We start from the raw sequence: 20,741 nt of genomic DNA, 5'->3' as shown, positions 1-20,741 counted from the left end.
GGTCATAATCTAACGCAAGCAGGAGGATCGCCATGACTGGCAACGTCGTGCGCATCGGCGGCAAGGATGTCCTCTTCGTCATGGCGGCGCAGGCCGAGTATGGCCCGCATCTGCAGCGGCTGTTCACGCCGCTGATGACGGGCGTGGGCCCGGTCGAGGCCGGCGTGCGGCTGGGCGTTGAACTCTCCTGGTTGAAATCGGACAAGGCATTGCCCGATCTGGTGGTATCGCTCGGCTCCGCTGGTAGCCGGACCCTGGAACAGACCGAAATCTACCAGGCCGTCTCGGTGAGCTATCGCGACATCGATGCCTCGCCGCTGGGCTTCGAAAAAGGCGCGACGCCGTTTCTCGACCTCCCGGTGATCGTACCGTTGCCGTTGCGTATTCCCGAAATCAAGGAGGCGACACTGTCGACCGGCGGTGCCGTCATTACCGGCGCGGCGTATGACCCGATCGCAGCCGACATGGTCGACATGGAGACCTTCGCCTGCTTGCGCGCCTGTCAGCTTTTCGACATCCCGCTCATCGGGCTCCGCGGCATTTCCGACGGCGCGGCTGATCTCAGGCACGTCGGCGACTGGACCGAATATCTGCACGTCATCGATGAAAAGCTGGCCGACGCCGTCATGCGGCTCGAACAGGCGATCGGTTCGGGCTTGCTCCGGCAGGATTCATCTCGTGACGAGGCGACACCGCTCTGAGAGTCAGGCGACGCAACCCATTGCACTGACTCGTTTCTTTCTCTAAAGGCTCGCCATGACGACAGCCAATCACACCGACACCGTCCTGATTGTCGATTTCGGCAGCCAGTTTACGCAGCTCATCGCCCGCCGCATCCGCGAGGCCGGCGTGTTTTCCGAGATCGTGCCGTTCCAGTCGGCCGAGGCGGCATTCAAGCGCATCAGCCCAAAAGCGGTGATCCTGTCCGGCGGCCCGGCTTCGACCTCCGATATCGGCAGCCCGCGCGCGCCACAGGTCGTCTTCGATGCCGGCGTGCCGGTGCTTGGCATCTGCTATGGCCAGATGGCCATGTGCGTGCAGATGGGTGGTGTCGCTGAAAGCTCCAACCATCGCGAATTCGGTCGCGCCTTTGTCGAAATCGAGAAGGACAGTCCGCTGTTCGAGGGCCTCTGGGCCACTGGCCAGCGCCATCAGGTGTGGATGAGCCATGGCGATCGCGTCATCGCCCTGCCGCCGGGCTTCGAGGTGTTCGGCAAATCGGAAAGCTCGCCCTTCGCCATCTTCGGCAATATCGAGCGCAGGATGTACGGCATCATGTTCCACCCCGAGGTGGTGCATACGCCGGATGGTGCGAGGCTGCTCAGGAACTTCGTCCACAACATCGCCGGCATCGAAGGCGACTGGACGATGCGCGCCTATCGCGAGCACGCGGTCGAGGCGATCCGCGAGCAGGTCGGCAAAGGCAAGGTCATCTGCGCGCTGTCGGGCGGCGTGGATTCCTCGGTGGCTGCCCTTCTGATCCACGAGGCGGTCGGCGACCAGCTGACCTGCATCCTCGTCGACCATGGCCTGATGCGCAAGGACGAGGCCGCTGGTGTGGTGGCGATGTTCCGCCAGCACTACAATCTGCCTTTGATCCTGGTCGATGCCTCGGACAAGTTCATCTCGCAGCTGGAAGGCGAGTCCGACCCGGAAACGAAGCGCAAGACCATTGGCCGGTTGTTCATCGAAGTGTTCGAGGATGAGGCCAAGAAGCTCGGCGGCGCCGATTTCCTGGCGCAAGGCACCCTCTATCCCGACGTCATTGAAAGCGTCTCCTTCACCGGCGGCCCCTCGGTCACCATAAAGTCGCACCACAATGTCGGCGGCCTGCCCGAGCGCATGAACATGCAACTGGTCGAGCCGTTGCGCGAACTGTTCAAGGACGAGGTGAGGGCGCTGGGCAAGGAGCTCGGCCTGCCCGAAAGCTTCATCGGACGCCATCCGTTCCCAGGCCCCGGCCTCGCCATCCGCTGCCCGGGCGGCATCACGCGGGAAAAGCTGGAGATCCTGCGCGAGGCCGACGCAATCTATCTCGACGAAATCCGCAAGGCCGGCCTCTATGACGCTATCTGGCAGGCCTTCGCCGTGCTGCTGCCGGTGCAGACTGTCGGCGTCATGGGCGACGGCCGGACCTACGAATTCGTCTGTGCGCTACGCGCCGTGACCTCCGTCGACGGCATGACGGCTGACTTCTACCACTACGACATGGCCTTCCTGGGCGCCGCCGCCACGCGTATCATCAATGAAGTCCGCGGCATCAACCGCGTTGTGTATGACGTCACGTCGAAGCCGCCTGGCACAATCGAGTGGGAGTGATTCAGGCCTACCCAAACGCTGAACGGACGCCGCGAGACTACGCATCTCGGGCTTAGAGCGAAGCGTCGCGGAAATTCGCCGCGCTGTTCCATTTCGTAGATCGTACTGTCTGCAAACGGCACCATTTCGCGAAGCTGGTGTCTCCGGTTTGTACGCTTCAGTGCTTCTTCATTCGACCTTGTCATCTCGTACTCCTCAGCTGTGAGCCGAAATTAAAGGCGATTGTATGCGATGCGAAAAGAGCCTCAGCTCGGACGTCGTGCAAAAGGCGGTTTCGACTGTGAAAGGGACAGGTCCACCTACGCCGATGGTTCGACTGAAATGGAAGATCGACTGCCTCGTTCGTGATGTATTGAAAGGGGGGCCATCGCCGGTCGGGGATTGGTAGCGGTAGAGCGCTGCATCCCGAGACCCACTATCGAAGAGGCGTTCTTCTGCTATCGGAGACACAACCTTAGTCGAAGATTTTCCAATTTGTGACAGAGTGAACCTTGCCTCCGAAGGCACAGGTCACAGGTTCGAATCCCGTCGGATGCGTCAGATACCCCGGGTCCGTTCCGGACACATGGGTTACGGTTTATACCGGAGACATGGGCAACACTTTGGCCCGAAGGGGTTTTGGAGTGGTTCGAGCCTGCATGCCTCATCGTCGAAGTATTCCAGATCATAATCCATGAAGGAAGCCGGCCAGATATGGTCCTCGACCTGTTTGATGCCGACGGTCTGGCCGGCAAAGAAGGCTGAGATTGATCTTCTTTCGGTCGAAACAGATGCGGCCGCATGTGGTGACGGTGACGGCCTTGTCGTGAAACGGGTAATCGAGGTCAGGCAGGCCAGTGTAGCGGCGTGGTGACGGCGTGTAGCGCCCGGCCGGGCAGTGCATGTCGAGCGCCTGGTGCCGCCGCTCATTGTTGAAGCACTCAATGAAGTCGTCGAATTTGGCCCGTTGCTGAAGAAAGCTTGAGCAACGGTCATAGCGTGTCGAGTGCTGGCTAGGTGCTGGTGTGAAGGCTGCTTGGAACGCGTCAGTCAACAGCTTTGCACTGTTCGCGCTGCAGGCGAAGCCTCCCCACCGATGACGATAGGCGTTACTTCGGCCTAGGCTAGAGACGCTGCGGGACGGCTGCTGCAAAGAAGTCGGTCGCGCGGCGTACGCGTGCCGGCACGAACCGACGCTTCGGCCAGACGAGGCTGATGTCTCTGACGTCGTCGAGAAAGTCGTCGAGTATCGTGATCACGTCAGGATGATTGAGCTCATCGGCGAGCGAGACCTTGGCGAAGAGGCCGATTCCGACTCCGGCTAGAACTCCAGCCCGGATCGTTTCGACGCTGTTGGACGATAAGCTGCCGCGAACGGTCACGCTGAACCGTCCGTGTTGGCCTGTAAACGGCCATTTCGCCAATTCCGTCAGGCCACCGTATAGAAGGCAATTGTGCCCACTCAGGTCTGCGGGGGACTTCGGCATCCCATGCTTCTCGAAATAGCGACTGGATCCGACGCAAACGAGGGGCGTGACCGCCACCCGGCGGACAACCGCGTCCGAGTCTTCGACAGGCCCCACCCTGATCGCCAGGTCGATCCGATCTTCCACCATGTCTCGCACGAAATCCGAAAGAACGAGATCCACCTGAAGGCCGGGATAAAGCGACAACAACTCGGGTATCAGCGGCAGGATATGCAGGCGGCCAAATGTGGAGGCCGCGCTGATCCTGATCAGGCCCGAAACAGTCTGCGTGCTGCTCGTGAGTTCGCTATCGGCATCGTCGATTTCATCAACCAGCGGCTTCGTCCGGTCATAGTATCGCTGCCCCTGCTCCGTCAGGGTCACGCTGCGGGTGCTCCGATTGAACAGCGCCACGCCGAGGCGTTTCTCGAGTGCCGCGATTGCCTTGCTGACAGCGGGCTGTGACTCGCCGGTCCGACGCGCAGCAGCCGAAAAGCCGCCCGATTCGACCACCGCGATAAAGGCATTCAACTCGTGAAATCGGTCCATTATATTCTCCCAAGGCATCAGTCTTATGGAAATCAGCGTTATTATCAATGTTTTTCACATGACTTAAATGAAGCGTCTACCAACGCTTGAAAGGAAATGTGCCATGGAAATCGATAGTACCGGACGCAAGGCGGTTGTTACTGGGTCTACGGCGGGCATTGGCCGAGCCATTGCCGAAGGGTTGGCGCGTGCGGGCGCCTCGGTCGTCATCAACGGTCGCCGCGAGGACAGGGTCGCCGCAACGCTTCGCGAGTTGCACGCGCTTTTCCCGAAAGGCGAATTCGTCGGTGTCGTCGCCGATCTTGCCACCCCGGAAGGCGCGGCCGAGTTGTTCGCGCGGGTGCCGGATGCGGATATCCTCGTCAACAATGTGGGCACGGGGCGCCCGAAGCCGTTCTTCGATATTGCCGACAAGGAGTGGATTGACCTCTTCGAGCTCAACGTCATGAGCGGCGTCCGCGCTTCCCGCCACTATGCGTCGGGCATGGCGAAGCGCGGCTGGGGGCGTGTCGTCTTCATCAGCAGCGAGTCTGCGCTCGCAATCCCCAAGGACATGATCGATTACGCCATGACCAAGACCGCTCAGCTCGCCATCGCGAGGGGACTGGCCGAGGAGGTCGGCGGAACGGGCGTCACCGTCAATTCGGTTCTCCCTGGTCCAACGAATTCGGAGATCATGAGCGGTTGGATGAAGGCGGCCGCGGAGGCGCAGGGCATTACGCAAGAGGAAGCCGAGCAGCAGTTCCTGAAGACGTTGCGCCCGACAACACTCCTCAATCGCTTCACGACAACTGAAGAGGTCGCGAACCTGGTCGTCTATGTCTGCTCGGAGCAGGCGTCGGGGACAACAGGCACGTCCTTGCGTGTCGACGGCGGTGTCGTGCGGACAATCGCGTAAGGCTTCCATTTCGCGCAGCGCTTGACGCGGCTCCGGGAAGGGCAAGGGACCCGTCCCCTATCGGAGCAGACCACCGCCCAGGTCAAATGCACCTGCCTTCGTACGCATATCTCCTATTCAACAGCGATGTAGGCAGGCTGATAATCGGCTCCGAATTGACTGTCAGATCGAGTCGGAGGTCGATGTTGGGGGCAGAGCCGGAATCGTCCCGGTCATTTCAGAAAGCGCGTGGATACCAGGTATCCACCAGGACATGCTCGACCCAACCGATCCGTTTCCAACGGGCAATCGGGTTCCCGACGCCTGGCCGCTTGAGAACGTTATTTGAAGGCGATGGTGCCGATCCCTATGCTGCCTTCTGTTGCGTGAGCCCCGAGATGGCACCGCCGTTGGAGCATTGATCGGTACTTTTCTACGCGGTTGGGACGCGCTGTCGATCATCGCATTGTGCAAAGAATCGTCCGATTGGTCTCGATAGTTGGTGAAAACCTCAAAATTTTGTTTGTGTCGATTTTCCTTCAAATCAAAAGCGCAATTTTCTGACGGATCCCGGTGTCGGTATTTGCGCGGCGATTGGTAATATTTAACGGCGATTTCAAGTGGTTGTGAAAATCGAGGAGACAGTCGGATATAGTCGCGGGCGTGGTGTCGGCGCTGAATTGGTTCAGCCGCTTGCCAAGCTCAATATCGAAGGCTCTATGCTGTCTCGAGTAATGTCGACCGTCGCAAGTGTGACAGGCAGCTTAAACCGTCGTGGGCCAGCGCTGCCCGGATTCAAATAAAGCACGCCATCCACTGTCTCCATCCTCGGCACATGCGAGTGACCGGACACGATCAAATCGATGCCTTGGGCAACCGGGTCGATCTGCAGCGTCTTGAGATCATGAAGCACGTAGATTGCTCGCCCGGCAAGACGTACGAGCTCGGTTTCCGCGTATGGCAGCGCCCAGCCACCGGTGTCCACGTTTCCTCTGATCGCGGTAACCGGCGCGATAAAGCGAAGCGCCGTGATGATCTCGGGGCGACCGATGTCTCCTCCATGAATGATGTGGTCGACCCCGGCCAGGCAACGCGCCGCCTCCGGCCTCAGCAAGCCGTGCGTGTCCGAGATGACGCCAATTCTGAATGTCATGGCTCTGCCACTTAGACGGTGAGGGTGGTGAAATCCGTTGCGACAAGGCTGTTCGCAAACGCCTGAACGGCTTCCGCGAGAATTTCATCGTCGCGATAGCGGCCGGAGATGTGCGTAAGAACGAGCTGTTTTACATCGCTGGCCGCTGCCAGCGATGCTGCCTCCGCAGCTGTCAGATGTCCGTAGTCGCGCGCCATCGCTGCATCTCGTTGCAGGAATGTGGCTTCGATGACAAGCAGGTCGGCGCCGCTCACCTTGTCGGCCATTCCATCAGTGGTTTCGGTGTCGCCTACAATGACCAGCTTCTTGCCAGCCTCGGGTGTTCCGAGGACTGCTTCGGGAGCAATCGTTCGGCCGTCGGGGAGAGAAATTGTGCGGCCTTCGGCTAAATCCTTCCGGATCGGACCGTCTGGCACACCGAGAGCTACCAAGCGCTCCGAACGGAGGTGACGACGCGCCGGCGTCTCGAAGACGAAACCATAGCTGTCAGTGTCGCGATGGCGAACTTGAAAGCAATCGACGGTGAACTCATCCACCTCGAACACGCGTCCGGGGACAAGCGGCACGAGTTGCAGCGGGATCGGCGCGCGTCCCTCACCCCAAAGGCCAGCGAGCATGCGGGCGACGACGTCAAGAGTGTCCGCGCTGCCATGAATGGACACATGGTTCTCGCTCTGCCGAAGCCGAAGCGTCGAGAACAAACCTGGAATCCCGAGCACATGGTCGAAATGCGCGTGGGTGAGGAGCAGGCGATCAAGTCGCCTGAATCCGGCGCCGCTGCGCAGAAGCTGACGCTGGGTGCCTTCCCCGCAATCGACCAGCACCCGTTGACCGCCGGCTTCAACGAGCAGCGCCGGGTGATTGCGCTCGGCCGAGGGCACGCTGGCCGAGGTCCCGAGGAAGATGAGGCTGAAGGTCATGCGAGCAGTCTACCTCGCGGGCAACGAGACCTCAAAGCGGGCGAAAGAGCGGTCCTTGATGGACGTTCGCGTAGCCGGCTTGGTGCAACAAAAGAGTGGGCGTGAGCGCATTCGGCATCGCGTGTCGCGTATCACGCCGGATAGGCAGTGAGATACCTCACAATCCTCTCCGATCCGTGTTCAAGAGGGCTGCGCTACGCCCGCACCTTTGCTCAAGAGAACGGACGGCCAAGGCCCCTCCGTGTGGAAGCGGCAACGCTTTCACGGTTGCGGGAGCTGAGCCCACCGCGGGGCGGATCACTCACTGTCAGAGCCTCAGGAACCGATAGGCGAAGCGATCGGTCTTGCCCTTGATCGAAGGATCGAACACTTTGATCGAGTGCGGATCGTCCTTGTTCGCCAGCATGGTGCTATCCGCGTCCAGGACGAAACCGGCCGCCTCCACCTCCTCGCGAACGGATGCAGGCTCGATCCGATGCAGCGACTGTGCCTCGCTCGTGCCGGCCCCAACGGCGGCGGCGTGGTCCACGATGACGTAGGAACCACCGGGGTTCAGCCGCTCGTAGACGGCTCGATTGAAGTCGGCCGCCGTCAAGCCCCTGGCCTGAATCAGAGCGGTGTGGAGATCGTGATAGAACAGATGCAGCCATATAACGTCAGCTGGCTGCGTGACCTCCGGCATCGCCACAAGGTCCGTTGAGACGGCTTCGACATTCTCTCGGCCCGGCTCCTTCGCGAGCGTCCGCATGCGGCCGACCGGATCGTCCTTGAAATTAGCGACTTCGGCCGGCACGAAGCTGTAGACACGTCCTTGGGGTCCCACGATGTCTGAGAAGACGCGGGTCCAGTCGCCGCCGCCCGGGTAGACGTCGATGACGGTGAAGCCCGCATCTGCGCGTGCGAACCGGATCAACTCGGATAGCTTGGATTGGTCGTACATCGAGATCTCCTTTCGATTGAGCATTCGAGGGGGCGAGCCGCCGCTGATCCGCCGTCTACCCCATTCCGATGGCCGCGGATGGCCAGCGCTACGCCGGTCCGGACGCGTCCATCTGCGAGGCACGTGCCAGTGCTTGTGTGTCGACGTATTCCCGGATGTTGGTCAATCTGCCGTCCCGGACCGTGATGGCGAAGATCCAGTCGTCCTCGAACGTCTTGTTCGTGGCTTTGATCCTTCCCCTCGCGGAGCCGACGACCAAAACCCGGTCTCCTAGCGCTATGAACTCCCGGGGTTCAGTGGACGTTTCTATCGACTTGGATGCCGTCTCAAGCAAATTCGCCAGCCCCGCGTGTCCGCGGTACGTTCCGGCCAGCGGCCAGTCCTCGCCCGGAATGATCCACTCGATGTCTTCGGCGACCAGCGCCAGCAGAGCCTTCCTGTCGCCGCGGCCGATCGCGGCGAAGAAGTCCTTCACGGTCTGGACGGTCTTCTCGATAGTCATGGGAATTTCCCTATTTCGCTCGGACCGGATCACGTGACCCTGCCGGTGGGCACGTCGTGTTCGTCAGTCGAACTTGACCAGGTCCTTAAAGATCAGATGACCCCAACTATTTCCGCGCGCCTGGACCAGCAGCCCACCTTCCGAAAGCCCGCCAAGTTTGATCGGCGAGAAGCCGAGATTTTCCGCGAGCGTACCAATCTCCGCTGCGGCAGCGTTATCGTCGCTCGCCAGGAACACGACTCTCTTGCCACCATGCACTGCTGGATCTTGGTCAAGGGAGGCAGCGATCAAATGGTTGAAGCCCTTGACCAGTCGTCCACCAGCGAAAGCCTGCGCGATGAACTTGGAAGAAGGCTGTCCTCCCAGGTCCTCGGGGGGCACGCCGTAGGCATTGGTCACATCGACGATGGTCTTCCCCTTCCAGGTGGACAGCGCCTTCGCGACATCCGGATGCGACTCGAAACGGACTGCCAAAAAGATGATGTCCGCCTTGACCGCGTCCGCCAGCTTTTTGGGGACGATCGTAGGCCCGATCGCGGCCGCGTCGGCCGTAAAGCTTTCCGGGTCGCGCGTGGTTGCGACGGATACCTCGATACCCTTGCGAGCAAATGCCTTGGCGAGGGCTCGGCCGATATTGCCGAAGCCGATAATTGCGTAGCTCATGATGTTTCTCCGATCTTGTGTGGTGCCGAGGTCAGACCTGGGCCATGCCTCCATCGACGGCGAAATCCACGCCGGTGATGTAAGAGCTTTCGTCAGAGGCAAGGAACGTGACGGCAGCCGCGATTTCCTCTGGCTTGCCCCTGCGATCCATTGGGACCTGTGAAGCAAACTGGGCGGCCGCCTGCTCGGCTTGCTCGGGGGTAAGGCCCGTCGTTGTCGCCAATGCCGGGGTCTCGATTGGTCCGGGACTCATTGAATTCACGCGAATTTTGCGATCTTTCAGCTCCAGTGTCCAAGCGCGCGCGAAGTTTCGCACCGCCGCTTTACTCGCAGCGTAGGTGCTGAACCCTGGCAGCCCCAACACGTTGGAGACCGAAGAGGTCAGAATGATCGAACCGCCGTCACTGAATAGTGGAAGCGCCTTCTGTACCGTGAAAAACAGCCCCTTCACATTGACATCGAAGGTCTGGTCAAAATGGGCCTCTGTCGCTGCGGCGAGCGGTGCGATTGTCCCCGCTCCCGCGTTCGCGAAGAGAATGTCGATGTGGCCGTGTTCCTCTTTCACGACCGCGTAGACCCGGTCCAGATCCTCCAAGCGCGACACGTCGCCTGCGACCGGCGTAACGTTTCTCTCGATGAAGGCTGCGGCCTCCTTCAGCTCTGTCTCTCGTCGTCCGGTGATCACGACGTGCGCGCCTTCTTCAACGAAGCGCTTGGCTGTCGCCAACCCGATCCCTGGTTCCGCCGGTGATGACAGCGACCTTATCTTGTAGCTTTTTCATGATCTTTTATCCTTCGTTGTTTGGGCCAGGCGCGGGAACGCACCGGCGTCAGAGTTGCGCCAGGCCGCCGTCGACGGCGACCTCGCTGGCGGTCATGAAGCTGCTGTCCGACGACGCGAGAAAGGCAGCCACCGCCCCGATTTCCGCCGGATCGGCCATGCGCTGCAGCGGAGTGATCGAGGCGAAGGCCTTCTGTCCTTCCTCGCCCAGCGCTTCCTTCGCGAGTTCGGTCGCCGTCGCCCCGGGCGACAGCACGTTTACGCGGATGCCGGTGCCCTTCAGGTCTTCCGCCCAGCTCCGCGCGAGGTTGCGCACTGCCGCCTTGCTCGCGCTGTAGGCAGTGAACCCCGGGGCGCCCGTGGTGCCGGCGCTCGACCCGGTCAGGATGATCGAACCGCCCGGGCCCATCAGGGGCAACGCCTTCTGGACCGTGAAGATCGTACCCTTCACATTGGTGTCGAAGGTTTCGTCAATGTGCTCGGCGGTGATCTGGCCGAGCGGAAGCGGGGCTCCAGCCCCGGCATTGGCGAAGACGATGTCGAGGCTCCCGCGCTCGGCCTTGACCGTAGCGTAGAGCCGGTCGAGGTCGGCCTCATCCGAGACCGAGCCTTTCACCGCACGGGCATTGGGTCCGAGGTCGGCCACAGCGCCATCGAGCGCTTGCTGCCGGCGGCCGAAGATGAAGACGAAGGCGCCCTCCTCGACGAAGCGCTTTGCAGCGGCGCGGCCGATGCCGGTGGCGCCGCCGGTGATCACTGCAGTCTTTCCATTCAGTCTGTTCATGTCGTGCGTCCTTCGTTTCGCCATCTCGGGTCTTTGGCTGTGCGGTAGGTCAACCCGAGAGCCTGAAGATGGGATCGCCGAAGTCGGGCGGTGAGTGCGGAATCGTGCATATCGGTGGTGCGAAAACGATCCAGCCAGAAGATTGAACGCCGCACCGGCCGCGCGCATGACAGCTCAGCGTGCTAGAATGGGCTTCGGAAGGCGCAGCTGGCGGCGCGGGAATGCACCATGATTGACTGGGATGACGTTCGCTACTTTCTTGCCGCCGCGCGCGGAGGCTCGGTACGGGCCGCCGCCGAGCGCCTCGGGGTGTATCACTCGACCGTGCTGCGACGCATCGCTCAACTCGAGGAACGCCTCGGGGCGCAAATGTTCGAAAAGCTGCCATCGGGCTACCGCCTGACGGCTGCGGGCGAGGAGGTCCTCGAACTCGCGAACCAGATGGAAGCGTCGTCGCACCAGCTGGAGACGCGCGTCTTCGGTCGCGACCAGAGCGCGCGCGGGCTTTTGCGGGTGACAGTTCCACCGTTCCTCGCCACACACCTGCTCATGCCGGATCTCGCCGACTTCGCGCGTATGCATCCGGACATCGAGATGGAAATCTTGACCACTGGCGAGGTGGCGAATCTGACTAACCGAGAGGCCGACGTCGCGATCCGCATTGTCGCCGACCGCAAGACCCTGCCGCTCAATCTTCACGGCCTGAAGGGACCGGAGGTGTTCAGCGGCGTCTACATGTCTCGCAATCGACTGGCCGCCTTGCGTGCGGGCACGCCTGATCCCCTCCGGTGGATCGTAATAGACGATCATGGAATTCCGGACTGGGCGCGCGAGGGAGAAGTTCACGCCATCGGAGCTCCGTTCAGGACTCCGGATGCCGAGACGCAGATCATCGCGGTGCAGCAAGGGATCGGGATGACGAAACTGCCGTGCTTTGTCGGAGATATCGACCCCCTGCTGGTGAGGGTGCCGGGCGCCAACCTGCCCATGCATGGGACACTCTGGGTTCTCACGCAGGGGGAGACACGCAAGACGAAGCGCGTTCGGCTTTTCACGGAGTTCGTATCGCGCAGGCTCGCCGCCTACGCTCCGCTCATCGCGGGACTGTCCGTAACGCGTGACTAACGCCCGTCCGAGACCCGGCGGTTCGCTTGCCCTCCACGAGAAATTTCGGGGTCTCGATCGTCCATCAAAATTTTGGGTTGGTTGCCCGCCAGGCCTCGTACTCTTCGGTCGCACTTGGGTGCAGCGGATAATAGCGTTGCAACGAGCCGCCCTCCATGAGCTTCATGCGTGAGAACTCCTCCCAATCGTGATGCTTCTTGGATTCTTCGATCACCTTCGCGGCCATCGCAACGGGCAGCACCACCACCCCATCATCGTCGGCGACGATGATGTCGCCGGGGATCACAGTGACACCGCCGCAGGCAATCGGAACGTTGACGGCATTGGGATAGATGCTGGTTTGAACATGGTAGTTGGGCGTCCAGCCGCGCAGCCATAAGGCCAGATCGAGCTTTTCGACATTGGGCCGGTCGCGCATGCAGCCGTCGATGACGATACCCGCGCCGCCTCTGCCCTTGAAATACGTCGACATCATATCGCCGAAGACGCCCGAACTCATGTCGCCGCGCGCATCGACCACGACCACATCCCCCTCTTGTGCGTGGTACAGCACATGCCGGTGCAGCTGTGTTTCCGGATCGGCATATTCTCCCTCGTTGAAAAGATCGGGCCGTTGCGGCAGGAACTGCAGCGTCAGTGCCGGCCCCACGATCGATCTGCCGTGGTTCTGCGCCACCGGGCCGACCATATGCGGATTGCGGAAGCCCATATGGCCAAGCGTGCCGGCAACCGTCGCGGCGCCGATCTCCTTTAGCGCGTCGATCAGATCCTTCGGCGGCCGCGTGATGTCGGAAATGTGCGTCATTGTGGACTCCGATTGAAAGGGAACTACCAGTTCGTGACAGAACCATCGCGGCGCTTGAGGTGGGGCGCTTCCCAGAAATGGAAGCTCTGCGCCTGGACGGCCTCTTCGTTGACCTCGACGCCGAGCCCCGGCAGATCGCCCACCGGGTAGTCGGGGCCGTCGAGCCGTGGTTGCACCGGGAAAAATTCGGAATTGTCGAAGCCAAGCCTTGCTTCGGGAGCCCTGGTCTCAAGCCACGCGAAGTTGGGGACAGCGGCGGCCAGATGCACCGTCGCGGCCGTGCATACTGGACCAAGCGGATTGTGCGGCATCAGGTCCACATAGTGCGCCTCGCTCCAGCCGGCGATTTTCATCGCCTCGGTGAACCCGCCGACATTGCAGATATCGAGCCGGTTGAACTGGTGGATGCCGCGCTCGATGTAGGGCAGGAACTGCCACTTGCTGGCAAATTCCTCGCCAATGGCAAAGGGGATGTCGGTCATCGTGCGCAGGGATTCGTAGGCTTCCGGCGTCTCGTCGCGTATCGGCTCCTCGAGAAAATCGAGCACGCCGCGGTCGAGTTTGTTGCAGAAGCTCGCCGCCTCCGCCACCGACAGCCGATGATGATAGTCGATGCCGAGGACGACATCGTTACCCAGCGCCCGGCGCGCCTTGTTCAGCATGGTCGCGGTAGCGCCGATCGACTCGCGTGGCTCGAACACGTCCCTGCTGTTTTGCCCCACGGGAAAGAAGCGGATCGCCTGCCAGCCTTGTGCGCGCAATTCGCGGGCCCGCTCGATGGCAGCATCGCCCTCGGCCTCGTCTCCAGTCGAGGCGAAGGTGGGGATCCGGTCGCGCTGTTTGCCGCCCAGCAGCTCATGGACCGGCACCCCCAGCGCCTTGCCCTTGATATCGTGAAGGGCGATATCGATGGCCGAAATGGCCGCCTGCAGAACCCGCCCACCTTCGAAATACTGGCTGCGATAAATCTCCTGCCAGGTCCGCCCGATCTGCATGGGATCGCGGCCGACGAGAAACTCGCGATAGTGCTCGATCGCGCCGGCCACGGCCTTCTCGCGGCCGCTCAGGCCGCTCTCGCCCCAGCCGAAAATGCCCTGGTCGGTCTCGACCTTCACCAGCATCTGATTGCGCGTTCCCACCCATGCCGGATAGGATTTGATCGCCGTGATCTTAAGTTTCGTAGTCATCCACGCCCGCGTCCCACACGCATCCGCCCTGTCTCAGTCGGCCTCGAGAGCCATCTCGGTCTCACCGTCGAACAGATGCATCCGCTCCTGGTCGAACTCGAGCCAGATCCGCTCGTCGGGCGCGACGGCAACGTTGGGCGGCACGCTGACGTTGACGATGGCACCGGACAGGAACGCCTGCACGAAGGTGACGTCTCCGGTTGGTTCCACCGTGTAGACCTTGGCCGGGATGCTGCCTTGCACCGAGCTCTTGTGGAGCTTGATCGTCGAGTGGCGTGCGCCGAGCACGATTTTCTTGGTCGTTGCCCTCGTGACCTTCTGGACGTTGCGCGGCGAGAGTCCGAGGCTCCAGCCCTCCGCGCTGGTCAACACGGTGTTGCCGTTTGCCGTCGATGTCTCCAGCGGAATGAGGCTCATTGCCGGGCTGCCGATGAAGCTGGCGACGAACATGTTCACCGGATGGGCAAAGACCTGCGCCGGTGAATCGTATTGCTGCAGGAAGCCACCGTTCATCACAGCCATCTTGTCGGCCATGGTGACGGCTTCGAGCTGGTCGTGCGTCACATAGATGATCGTCGCCTTGAGGTCCTGGTGGAAGCGCTTGATCTCGGACCGCATCTGTACGCGCAGTTTCGCGTCGAGGTTGGAGAGCGGCTCGTCCATGAGAAACACGGCGGGATCGCGCACGAGCGCACGGCCCAGCGCCACACGCTGCTGCTGCCCGCCCGAAAGTTCGCGCGGCTTGCGCTCGAGCAGGTGCGTCATGTCGAGCACGCGCGCCGCTTCCTTGACCTTCTTGTCGATCTCGTCCCTGGGCAGTTTGCGCATCTGTAGCGGGAACGCGAGGTTCATGTAGACCGACTTTTGCGGATAAAGCGCGTAGTTCTGGAACACCATTGCGATGTCCCGGTCCTTGGGGTCGAGGTCGTTGACCACCTGGTCGCCAATGAGGATGTCGCCCGATGTGATCGGGGTCAGCCCGGCAACGAGGTTGAGCGTGGTTGTCTTGCCGCAGCCTGAAGGGCCGACAAGCGCAACGAACTCGCCGTCGTTGACCGTCAGTGAAACATCGTTGACCGCCCTGAAGCCGCCATAGGTCTTGACGAGATCTTTGAGGACCACGTGGGCCATCGGCAACTCCCTAATGCTTGACCGCGCCTTCTGTCAGGGCGCGTACGAAGTATCGCTGCAGGACGAGGAACAGCACCACGACAGGCACACTCATCATGAAGCTCGCCGCCATCAGGCCCGGAAAGTCCGTGGTGTTTTCCGAGAAGAAGCGCTGGATGCCGACCGGCAGGGTCAACTGTTCATTTTTGGAGAGGAACGTGTAAGCGTAAATGTACTCGTTCCACGCGCCGATGAAGGAATAGATCGCGGTGGCGATGATCCCCGGCGTCGAGAGCGGCATCACGATCATGATGAAGGCCTGGAACCGTGTTGCCCCATCGATACGCGCCGCCTGCTCGAGCTGCACCGGGATGTTGTCGTAAAAACCCTTGAGCAGCCAGATCGCCAGGGGCAGGCCGAACGTGAGATAGGTCAAGATCAGCGAGCCATGCGTGTTCACCAGCCCGATCGCGCGCATCAGGATGAAGAGCGGCACGAGAAAGATCACCGCCGGGAACATGTTGCGCAGCAGCACGGCGAAGAACAGGAAGTTCCGGCCGGGGAAGGTGAAGCGCGAAAACGCATAGGCCGCGGGGACGGCAACGATCACCGAAAGGATTGTCGTGACGGTCGACACGAACAGGCTGTTCCAGAAGAAGCGCAGGAAGTCCTGGCCGACGCTGTTCTGTGGATCGAGCAGCTTCTTGTAGCTGGCAAGCGTAGGCTCGTTTGGCCACCACTGCGGCGGGAATTGCGTCGCCGCGAAGCCGGACTTGATCGAGGTGATCAGCATCCAGATCATCGGCACCGCAGTGTAAATCAGCATGAACAAGAGGAAGATGCGCCCGGCCCAGCGCCATCCGTCGACGCGCATGCGGCGATGGGGCCTGCCTCGGGAGGTTGTCTCCGCAAGCCTGCTCATGTGCTCCCCTCTTTCCGCTCATTGCCGCTTAGCGCCCGGACATAGAAATAGCCCAGCGTCATCAGGATGAGGAACAGGAGCACCGAATAGGCCGATGCCACGCCCCAGCGCTGGCGGCCGAAGGCGAGCTCGTAAATATGGGTTATCCAGATATGCGATGCGTTCGATGGTCCGCCTGCGGTCATGATCCAGGGGATGATGAAGGAATTGAAGTTGGCCACCGCGAGCAGCAGGATCGTCACCACCGAAACGTTGCGCAAGTGCGGGAAAGTGACGTGCCAGAAGCGCTGCCATGCACTGGCCCCGTCGACCTTGGCGGCGCGCAACAATTGCTCGGGGACCGTCTGCAGGCCGGCCATCATCATGATCATGGCGAACGGAAACTCGCGCCAGATATTGACGACGATCAGGGAGGGCAGCACCGTGCTGACGTTGTCGATGAAATTGGGTGGCCGGTCGGTCAATCCGAGGCCGACCAGCACAGCGCCGATGATGCCGAAATCCGAATGGTAGATCCACTTCCAGATATAGGAGGCGGCAACGGCGCTGATCACCCAGGGGATGATCAGGATGGCGCGCAGGACGCCGCGGCCGACAAAGTCTCGGTGCAGCGCCAGCGCCGTGGCAAACCCCAGGACAAAGGAGATGAAAGTGGATCCGAATGTCCAGATCAGGGTGTTCCAGGTTACTTTCCAGAACACATCGCTGGTGAGGATGGTGGTGTAATTGTTGAAGCCGATGAAGGTCTTGTCGCGGAGCTGCAGGCCAGGCGGCGTCTTATAGAACGACAGCTCGATCGTGTAGTAGATTGGATAGGCGATGACGACGAGCATCACGGCGATCGCCGGGAGCACGTATGCGTAGTCGGCGCGATGGGTCCAGATGTTCCGCAGCGCGCCGGACCTGCCGGGTTGCGATTTTCGGCGAGCCTCGGCCTTGCCGGTCACGATCGTCACTGTGGCGTGCCCTTTTTTCGGAACGAACCGGCCGCGCTCTCGGCGCAGCCGGTGGGTCGCAGGTCAGATTGGGACTAGAGCCCGCCCATCAGGTCTTTCACCTTCTTGGCCGCGTCGTCCGCTGCCTGGTCGACGGTCATCGCGCCGGTCAGGGCATTCTGCAGCATGTCCGGGACGATGATGTTCATAATTTCCGGGGATTCCGGCAGCGCCGGGAAGGGTATGCCATAGGGCAGCATCGAGGTCGTGACATCGAGGAACTTGATATGGTCCAGACGTTCCTTCATCCATTTGGTCTTGAAGCCATTGAGATTGCCCGGGTTCGAGCCGGCATAGGCCATCTTCAACGACCATTCAGGGCTCGTCCACATGCAGATCATCGCCTTGGCGGCCGGCTCGTCCACCTTGCCGCCCTCGACATATTCGGGCTTCAGGATGTGGATGTTCGAGCCGCCGAACACGACGGCGCGCTTGCCGTCGGGGCCAGTCGGAATCAGGCCGTAGCGCATGTTGTCGATGACGGTCTGCGCCTTTTCCTTGTCGGTGCCCGTCGCCTTCTTCTGCAGGTCAAGCATGACGTTGTAGTCGGACGGGTGCGAGATCATCATGCCTAGCTGGCCGGCGACGAACAGAGGCTGGTTATCGGCCTGCTGGTTGGTAAGTGCCGAAACCGGAACCGACTTGTCTCGGACATACATGTCGTATGAGGCTTCCAGCGCCGCCTTGCTCTGCGGGCTGTCGAGCTCCACCTCCTTGTAAGTCGGGTTCGCGGTGGCTTCGTCGAAGACGCCGCCGCCATAGGCCCACAGCTGCGGCATGAAGCGATAGGGTGTATTGCCGGCATTCTTGCGAGCCACGAGGCCGTAACCGGCAATGCCGAGCTTGTCGTGGATCTGCTTGGAATATTTGACGACGTCGTCCCAGGTTGCGGGAGCCTTGTCCGGATCGAGACCCGCACGCTTGAAGATGTCGGCATTCCAGATGAAGGCCATCGTCTCGTTGTTGGTTGGAACGCCGTATGTGACCCCATCCCACGTCACGGCCTTCATGGCGCCGGGCCAGAAATCCTCGGTCGAATAGCCCACATCCTCCGGCTTGAGCGGCTGCAGATAGCCTTTCGAGGCGAATTCGGTACCGCCCAGGATTTGCAGGCGCACCGCCATCGGCGCGGCATTGCCCAGGAGCGCGGTGCGGAATTTGTCGAGAAGGTCGTTATAGGTGAGGGCCTGTTCCTCGAGCTTGATGTTCGGATAGGTCTTGCGGAAAGTCTCGAAGAAATCCTTGTAGTACTGGCGCAGCAGGTCGGGATCGCCCTCGAACACGCCCTGATACCAGAAAGTCAGTCGCCCCTTGTAGTCCAGCGGGGTGACCTTGGCGCAATCGGCGGCCGTGTCGAAATCCTGTGTTCCCGCGATGGAGCGCACATATTCGGGCGACCATTTGCTGATGTCGACCGGTGGCGCAGCCATCGCCGATGTGGACATAAGTGATGCCGTCAAAATACGGACGACAGTGCCGCGCAGGACCGCACTGCCGAGCATGATCCTCGTCATAGGTATCCTCCCTGGTTCTCCGCCCTGCGATCGCGAGGATGGTTCTTGCAGTACGGTGTATCCTCTCGACCGCTTAGTACGTTTTCAGAACCTGGATTGCCTGTCAACGCACCAGATCGTACATTGTTTGTGGGAACCGTGCGTGATATCGGACAGACTGTGTATTAATTTGGGGAGCCGGCCCTTGGCCGAAACAGACGATTTCAAAGCAAAGCCACCTCCGGGGATCGACGCCATCGGAGCCTCCAGCGAGGGTGCCTCGCTTTACGAACTGATCAGGGAAGACATCATCGAGGGACGGCTCGCCGCCAACGAACGGCTTGTTGTCACCGATCTCGCCCGCCGCCACGGCACGTCGACCAATCCCGTGCGCGAGGCCCTGCAACTGTTGCGGGGCGAGGGGTTCGTCATCTTTTCTCCCAACCGCGGGGCGCGTGTGAGGCCCATCGATCAGGATTTCGTCCGCGATATCTACGAGATAGGAGTTCTGATCGAGCCAGCCTTGACGCGATGGTTTGTAGGTATGGCCACCGGCGAGGATATCGCCGAACTCGAACGTATCCAAGGCCTGATCGAAGAGAACAATTTCGCCGACACGTTCAGGCACAGTGAACTGGATACCGCATTTCACACGGTGATGTACCAGCGGCACTATAACCGCCATGCCGCCGAGCTCTGGTGGAAGCATCGCGAAGTGCTGCGAGCGGTGAGCCGGCGTTTCAATTTCACGCTCGCGCGGCGTGCCGCGATCATTCGTGAGCATCGCGAACTCATTGCGCTCATCAAGGCGGGGGAGGCCGACAAGGCGGCCGAACTCATCTCCCGCCATGTCGAGGGTTCCGGCCGGCATGTTCTCGAACAGATGCGTGCACGCAACGCCGCTCGGGCCGGATAGGACGAGGGGTCGGGTCTGGAACAGCGTGGTTGACCATTACTGAAAAGGCAGTTGAAATGAAAATCACGAGCGTTCGGCCGTGGCTGATCAAGTCTGGTGCTTCCTATTGGGGGGAATTCCTGTTCGTCGAGGTGACGACAGACGAGGGAGTGAGCGGCTGGGGAGAGATCACCACCACCACGAAGCTCGCCAACCGCGCCCTCTGCACGATCCTTCGACAGATCGGAGCCGCCGTGACAGGCGAAGATCCGGCGCGTATCGAATGCCTCTGGCACAAGATCTTCCGCGGCTTCACCTATATGGGTAGCCGCGGCGCCGCGGTCGAATGCGTGAGCGCGATCGACATAGCCCTCTGGGACATCAGGGGTAAAGTCCTCGGCAAGCCGATCTACGAACTGTTGGGCGGGCCGGTCCGCGATGAGATCGCGCTCTACACCCACCCCAACCAGGCCAAATTCACCAGCAAGGACGCTGTGGTGCGCGAAATCCTTGACATCGTCGAGTCTGGACATACTGCTCTCAAGTTCGACCCCTTCCCCCACCAGGGTCGCGATGCCGACGGTGTGTCGCGCGAACAGCGGGACGGCTATCTCGACGGCGGCATGACCCGCAAGGACGAACGCGAGGCTGCCGAACTCACGGCTCTGATCCGCGAAACGGCGGGTCCAGACATCGACATCCTCATCGATGCGCATGGCCGCTTCGATGTTCCGACCGCCATTCGCCTCTGTCGGAGCCTCGAGGAAGCCGGCCAGATCGACTGGTTCGAGGAGCCCTGCCCGCCCGAGAGCCTTAACGCCCTCAAGCAGGTTCGCGAGAAGGTCAGTGCCGCTATCTCTTGGGGCGAGCGTGGCCACACAAAGTGGGATTTCGTGCCGGTTCTCGAGAACAAGCTCGCCGACTACATCATGCCTGACGTCACCTGGACCGGTGGAATTACCGAACTCAAGAAGATTTCCGCTCTGTGCGAAGCCTACTACATCCCAGTCTCGCCCCATGACGCCGCGGGACCGATCAACGTGGTTGCGGGTGCGCAGGTGATGATGACCGTTCCGAACTTCTACAAGCTCGAAACGTCGGAGTGGAATTTGGGCAAGTACGATCATCTTATCGACAAGCCGCTTGATGTTTCGAACGGTAGCCTCAAGCTCTCGTTGAGGCCGGGTCTCGGCATCGAGATGAACCGCGATTACCTGCAAGCCCATGAGATCGAACTGGGCTAGCAGCGTTATCGGCGGCATGCGGGCGACAACCC

21 protein-coding genes and 2 pseudogenes are annotated in these 20,741 nt (G+C 61.0%); 7 read left to right on the top strand and 16 right to left on the bottom strand.

Annotated elements, in window-relative coordinates; translation table 11 throughout:
- Positions 1–32 precede the first annotated feature (32 nt).
- Together X739_RS151915 and guaA are read left to right on the top strand one after the other, a co-directional pair.
- On the top strand, positions 33–701 hold the full coding sequence (locus X739_RS151915) for a 5'-methylthioadenosine/S-adenosylhomocysteine nucleosidase (RefSeq protein ID WP_023771339.1): 669 nt from the start codon (positions 33–35) through the stop codon (positions 699–701).
- Positions 702–756: 55 nt separating this feature from the next.
- Positions 757–2,319 (top strand): glutamine-hydrolyzing GMP synthase, encoded by a 1,563-nt coding sequence (gene guaA / locus X739_RS151920; RefSeq protein ID WP_023771338.1) that lies wholly within the window; start codon positions 757–759, stop codon positions 2,317–2,319.
- Positions 2,320–2,354: 35 nt separating this feature from the next.
- Here the strand turns inward: guaA and X739_RS1000000167990 are convergent.
- From X739_RS1000000167990 to X739_RS151925, 3 genes and pseudogenes are all read right to left on the bottom strand, one after another.
- Positions 2,355–2,504, bottom strand: a pseudogene (locus X739_RS1000000167990) (AlpA family phage regulatory protein); the annotation flags it as partial.
- 479 nt (positions 2,505–2,983) lie between these two features.
- Complete coding sequence (locus tag X739_RS1000000170535; RefSeq protein ID WP_245273852.1) at positions 2,984–3,352, bottom strand: IS3 family transposase; 369 nt, start codon at positions 3,350–3,352, stop codon at positions 2,984–2,986.
- Positions 3,353–3,422: 70 nt separating this feature from the next.
- Entirely contained in the window at positions 3,423–4,313 is an 891-nt protein-coding gene (locus X739_RS151925; protein WP_023794744.1) for a LysR family transcriptional regulator, read from the bottom strand.
- Positions 4,314–4,416: 103 nt separating this feature from the next.
- On the opposite strand from X739_RS151925, the gene X739_RS151930 reads away from it, so the two are divergent.
- Together X739_RS151930 and X739_RS1000000170530 are read left to right on the top strand one after the other, a co-directional pair.
- Complete coding sequence (locus tag X739_RS151930) at positions 4,417–5,211, top strand: SDR family oxidoreductase (protein WP_023771335.1); 795 nt, start codon at positions 4,417–4,419, stop codon at positions 5,209–5,211.
- Positions 5,212–5,317: 106 nt separating this feature from the next.
- Positions 5,318–5,539 carry a proline racemase family protein gene (locus X739_RS1000000170530; RefSeq protein ID WP_084056278.1) on the top strand — a complete coding sequence of 74 codons (222 nt, stop codon included), beginning with the start codon at positions 5,318–5,320 and terminating at the stop codon, positions 5,537–5,539.
- Positions 5,540–5,875: 336 nt separating this feature from the next.
- Here the strand turns inward: X739_RS1000000170530 and X739_RS151935 are convergent, their stop codons facing one another.
- The 7 genes and pseudogenes from X739_RS151935 to X739_RS151960 all read right to left on the bottom strand — a co-directional run bounded on the left by X739_RS151935 (position 5,876) and on the right by X739_RS151960 (position 10,933).
- A complete protein-coding gene (locus X739_RS151935) occupies positions 5,876–6,343 on the bottom strand; it encodes a metallophosphoesterase family protein (RefSeq protein WP_023782417.1) in 468 nt (155 codons plus the stop codon).
- 11 nt (positions 6,344–6,354) lie between these two features.
- Entirely contained in the window at positions 6,355–7,263 is a 909-nt protein-coding gene (locus X739_RS151940; RefSeq protein WP_023771334.1) for a ribonuclease Z, read from the bottom strand.
- A 307-nt stretch (positions 7,264–7,570) separates the two neighbouring features.
- Positions 7,571–8,203: a class I SAM-dependent methyltransferase gene (locus X739_RS151945; RefSeq protein WP_023794743.1), complete on the bottom strand. Its 633-nt coding sequence runs from the start codon at positions 8,201–8,203 to the stop codon at positions 7,571–7,573.
- Positions 8,204–8,291: 88 nt separating this feature from the next.
- A complete protein-coding gene (locus X739_RS151950; protein WP_023771332.1) occupies positions 8,292–8,705 on the bottom strand; it encodes a nuclear transport factor 2 family protein in 414 nt (137 codons plus the stop codon).
- Positions 8,706–8,768: 63 nt separating this feature from the next.
- Positions 8,769–9,368 carry an NADPH-dependent F420 reductase gene (locus X739_RS151955; protein WP_023771331.1) on the bottom strand — a complete coding sequence of 200 codons (600 nt, stop codon included), beginning with the start codon at positions 9,366–9,368 and terminating at the stop codon, positions 8,769–8,771.
- 31 nt (positions 9,369–9,399) lie between these two features.
- A pseudogene (locus tag X739_RS01000000166100) lies at positions 9,400–10,150 on the bottom strand (glucose 1-dehydrogenase).
- A gap of 48 nt (positions 10,151–10,198) precedes the next feature.
- A complete protein-coding gene (locus X739_RS151960) occupies positions 10,199–10,933 on the bottom strand; it encodes an SDR family oxidoreductase (protein WP_023771330.1) in 735 nt (244 codons plus the stop codon).
- A gap of 228 nt (positions 10,934–11,161) precedes the next feature.
- On the opposite strand from X739_RS151960, the gene X739_RS151965 reads away from it, so the two are divergent.
- On the top strand, positions 11,162–12,058 hold the full coding sequence (locus tag X739_RS151965) for a LysR family transcriptional regulator (RefSeq protein WP_023771329.1): 897 nt from the start codon (positions 11,162–11,164) through the stop codon (positions 12,056–12,058).
- A gap of 64 nt (positions 12,059–12,122) precedes the next feature.
- Here the strand turns inward: X739_RS151965 and X739_RS151970 are convergent, their stop codons facing one another.
- The 6 genes from X739_RS151970 to X739_RS151995 all read right to left on the bottom strand — a co-directional run bounded on the left by X739_RS151970 (position 12,123) and on the right by X739_RS151995 (position 18,591).
- Entirely contained in the window at positions 12,123–12,863 is a 741-nt protein-coding gene (locus X739_RS151970) for a ribonuclease activity regulator RraA (protein WP_023771328.1), read from the bottom strand.
- A 23-nt stretch (positions 12,864–12,886) separates the two neighbouring features.
- A complete protein-coding gene (locus tag X739_RS151975) occupies positions 12,887–14,050 on the bottom strand; it encodes a mandelate racemase/muconate lactonizing enzyme family protein (RefSeq protein ID WP_023794742.1) in 1,164 nt (387 codons plus the stop codon).
- 33 nt (positions 14,051–14,083) lie between these two features.
- Positions 14,084–15,181: an ABC transporter ATP-binding protein gene (locus X739_RS151980; RefSeq protein WP_023782408.1), complete on the bottom strand. Its 1,098-nt coding sequence runs from the start codon at positions 15,179–15,181 to the stop codon at positions 14,084–14,086.
- Between the two features lie 10 nt (positions 15,182–15,191).
- Positions 15,192–16,082 carry a carbohydrate ABC transporter permease gene (locus tag X739_RS151985; protein ID WP_023771325.1) on the bottom strand — a complete coding sequence of 297 codons (891 nt, stop codon included), beginning with the start codon at positions 16,080–16,082 and terminating at the stop codon, positions 15,192–15,194.
- Positions 16,079–17,038 (bottom strand): sugar ABC transporter permease, encoded by a 960-nt coding sequence (locus X739_RS151990; RefSeq protein ID WP_023771324.1) that lies wholly within the window; start codon positions 17,036–17,038, stop codon positions 16,079–16,081. Before X739_RS151990 ends, X739_RS151985 begins: the two co-directional genes overlap by 4 nt.
- A 74-nt stretch (positions 17,039–17,112) precedes the next feature.
- Positions 17,113–18,591, bottom strand: a complete 1,479-nt coding sequence (locus tag X739_RS151995; protein ID WP_031240557.1) for a sugar ABC transporter substrate-binding protein — start codon at positions 18,589–18,591, stop codon at positions 17,113–17,115.
- A gap of 184 nt (positions 18,592–18,775) precedes the next feature.
- Between X739_RS151995 and X739_RS152000 the strand changes: the two genes are divergently transcribed.
- Together X739_RS152000 and X739_RS152005 are read left to right on the top strand one after the other, a co-directional pair.
- Entirely contained in the window at positions 18,776–19,486 is a 711-nt protein-coding gene (locus X739_RS152000; RefSeq protein ID WP_023771322.1) for a GntR family transcriptional regulator, read from the top strand.
- Positions 19,487–19,542: 56 nt separating this feature from the next.
- Entirely contained in the window at positions 19,543–20,709 is a 1,167-nt protein-coding gene (locus X739_RS152005; RefSeq protein ID WP_015319195.1) for a mandelate racemase/muconate lactonizing enzyme family protein, read from the top strand.
- Positions 20,710–20,741: the final 32 nt, after the last annotated feature.

It is taken from the genome of Mesorhizobium sp. LNHC209A00, from assembly GCF_000502915.1.
In the GTDB taxonomy this organism is placed as follows: domain Bacteria; phylum Pseudomonadota; class Alphaproteobacteria; order Rhizobiales; family Rhizobiaceae; genus Mesorhizobium.
This window is presented reverse-complemented; position numbering and strand designations above follow the sequence as displayed.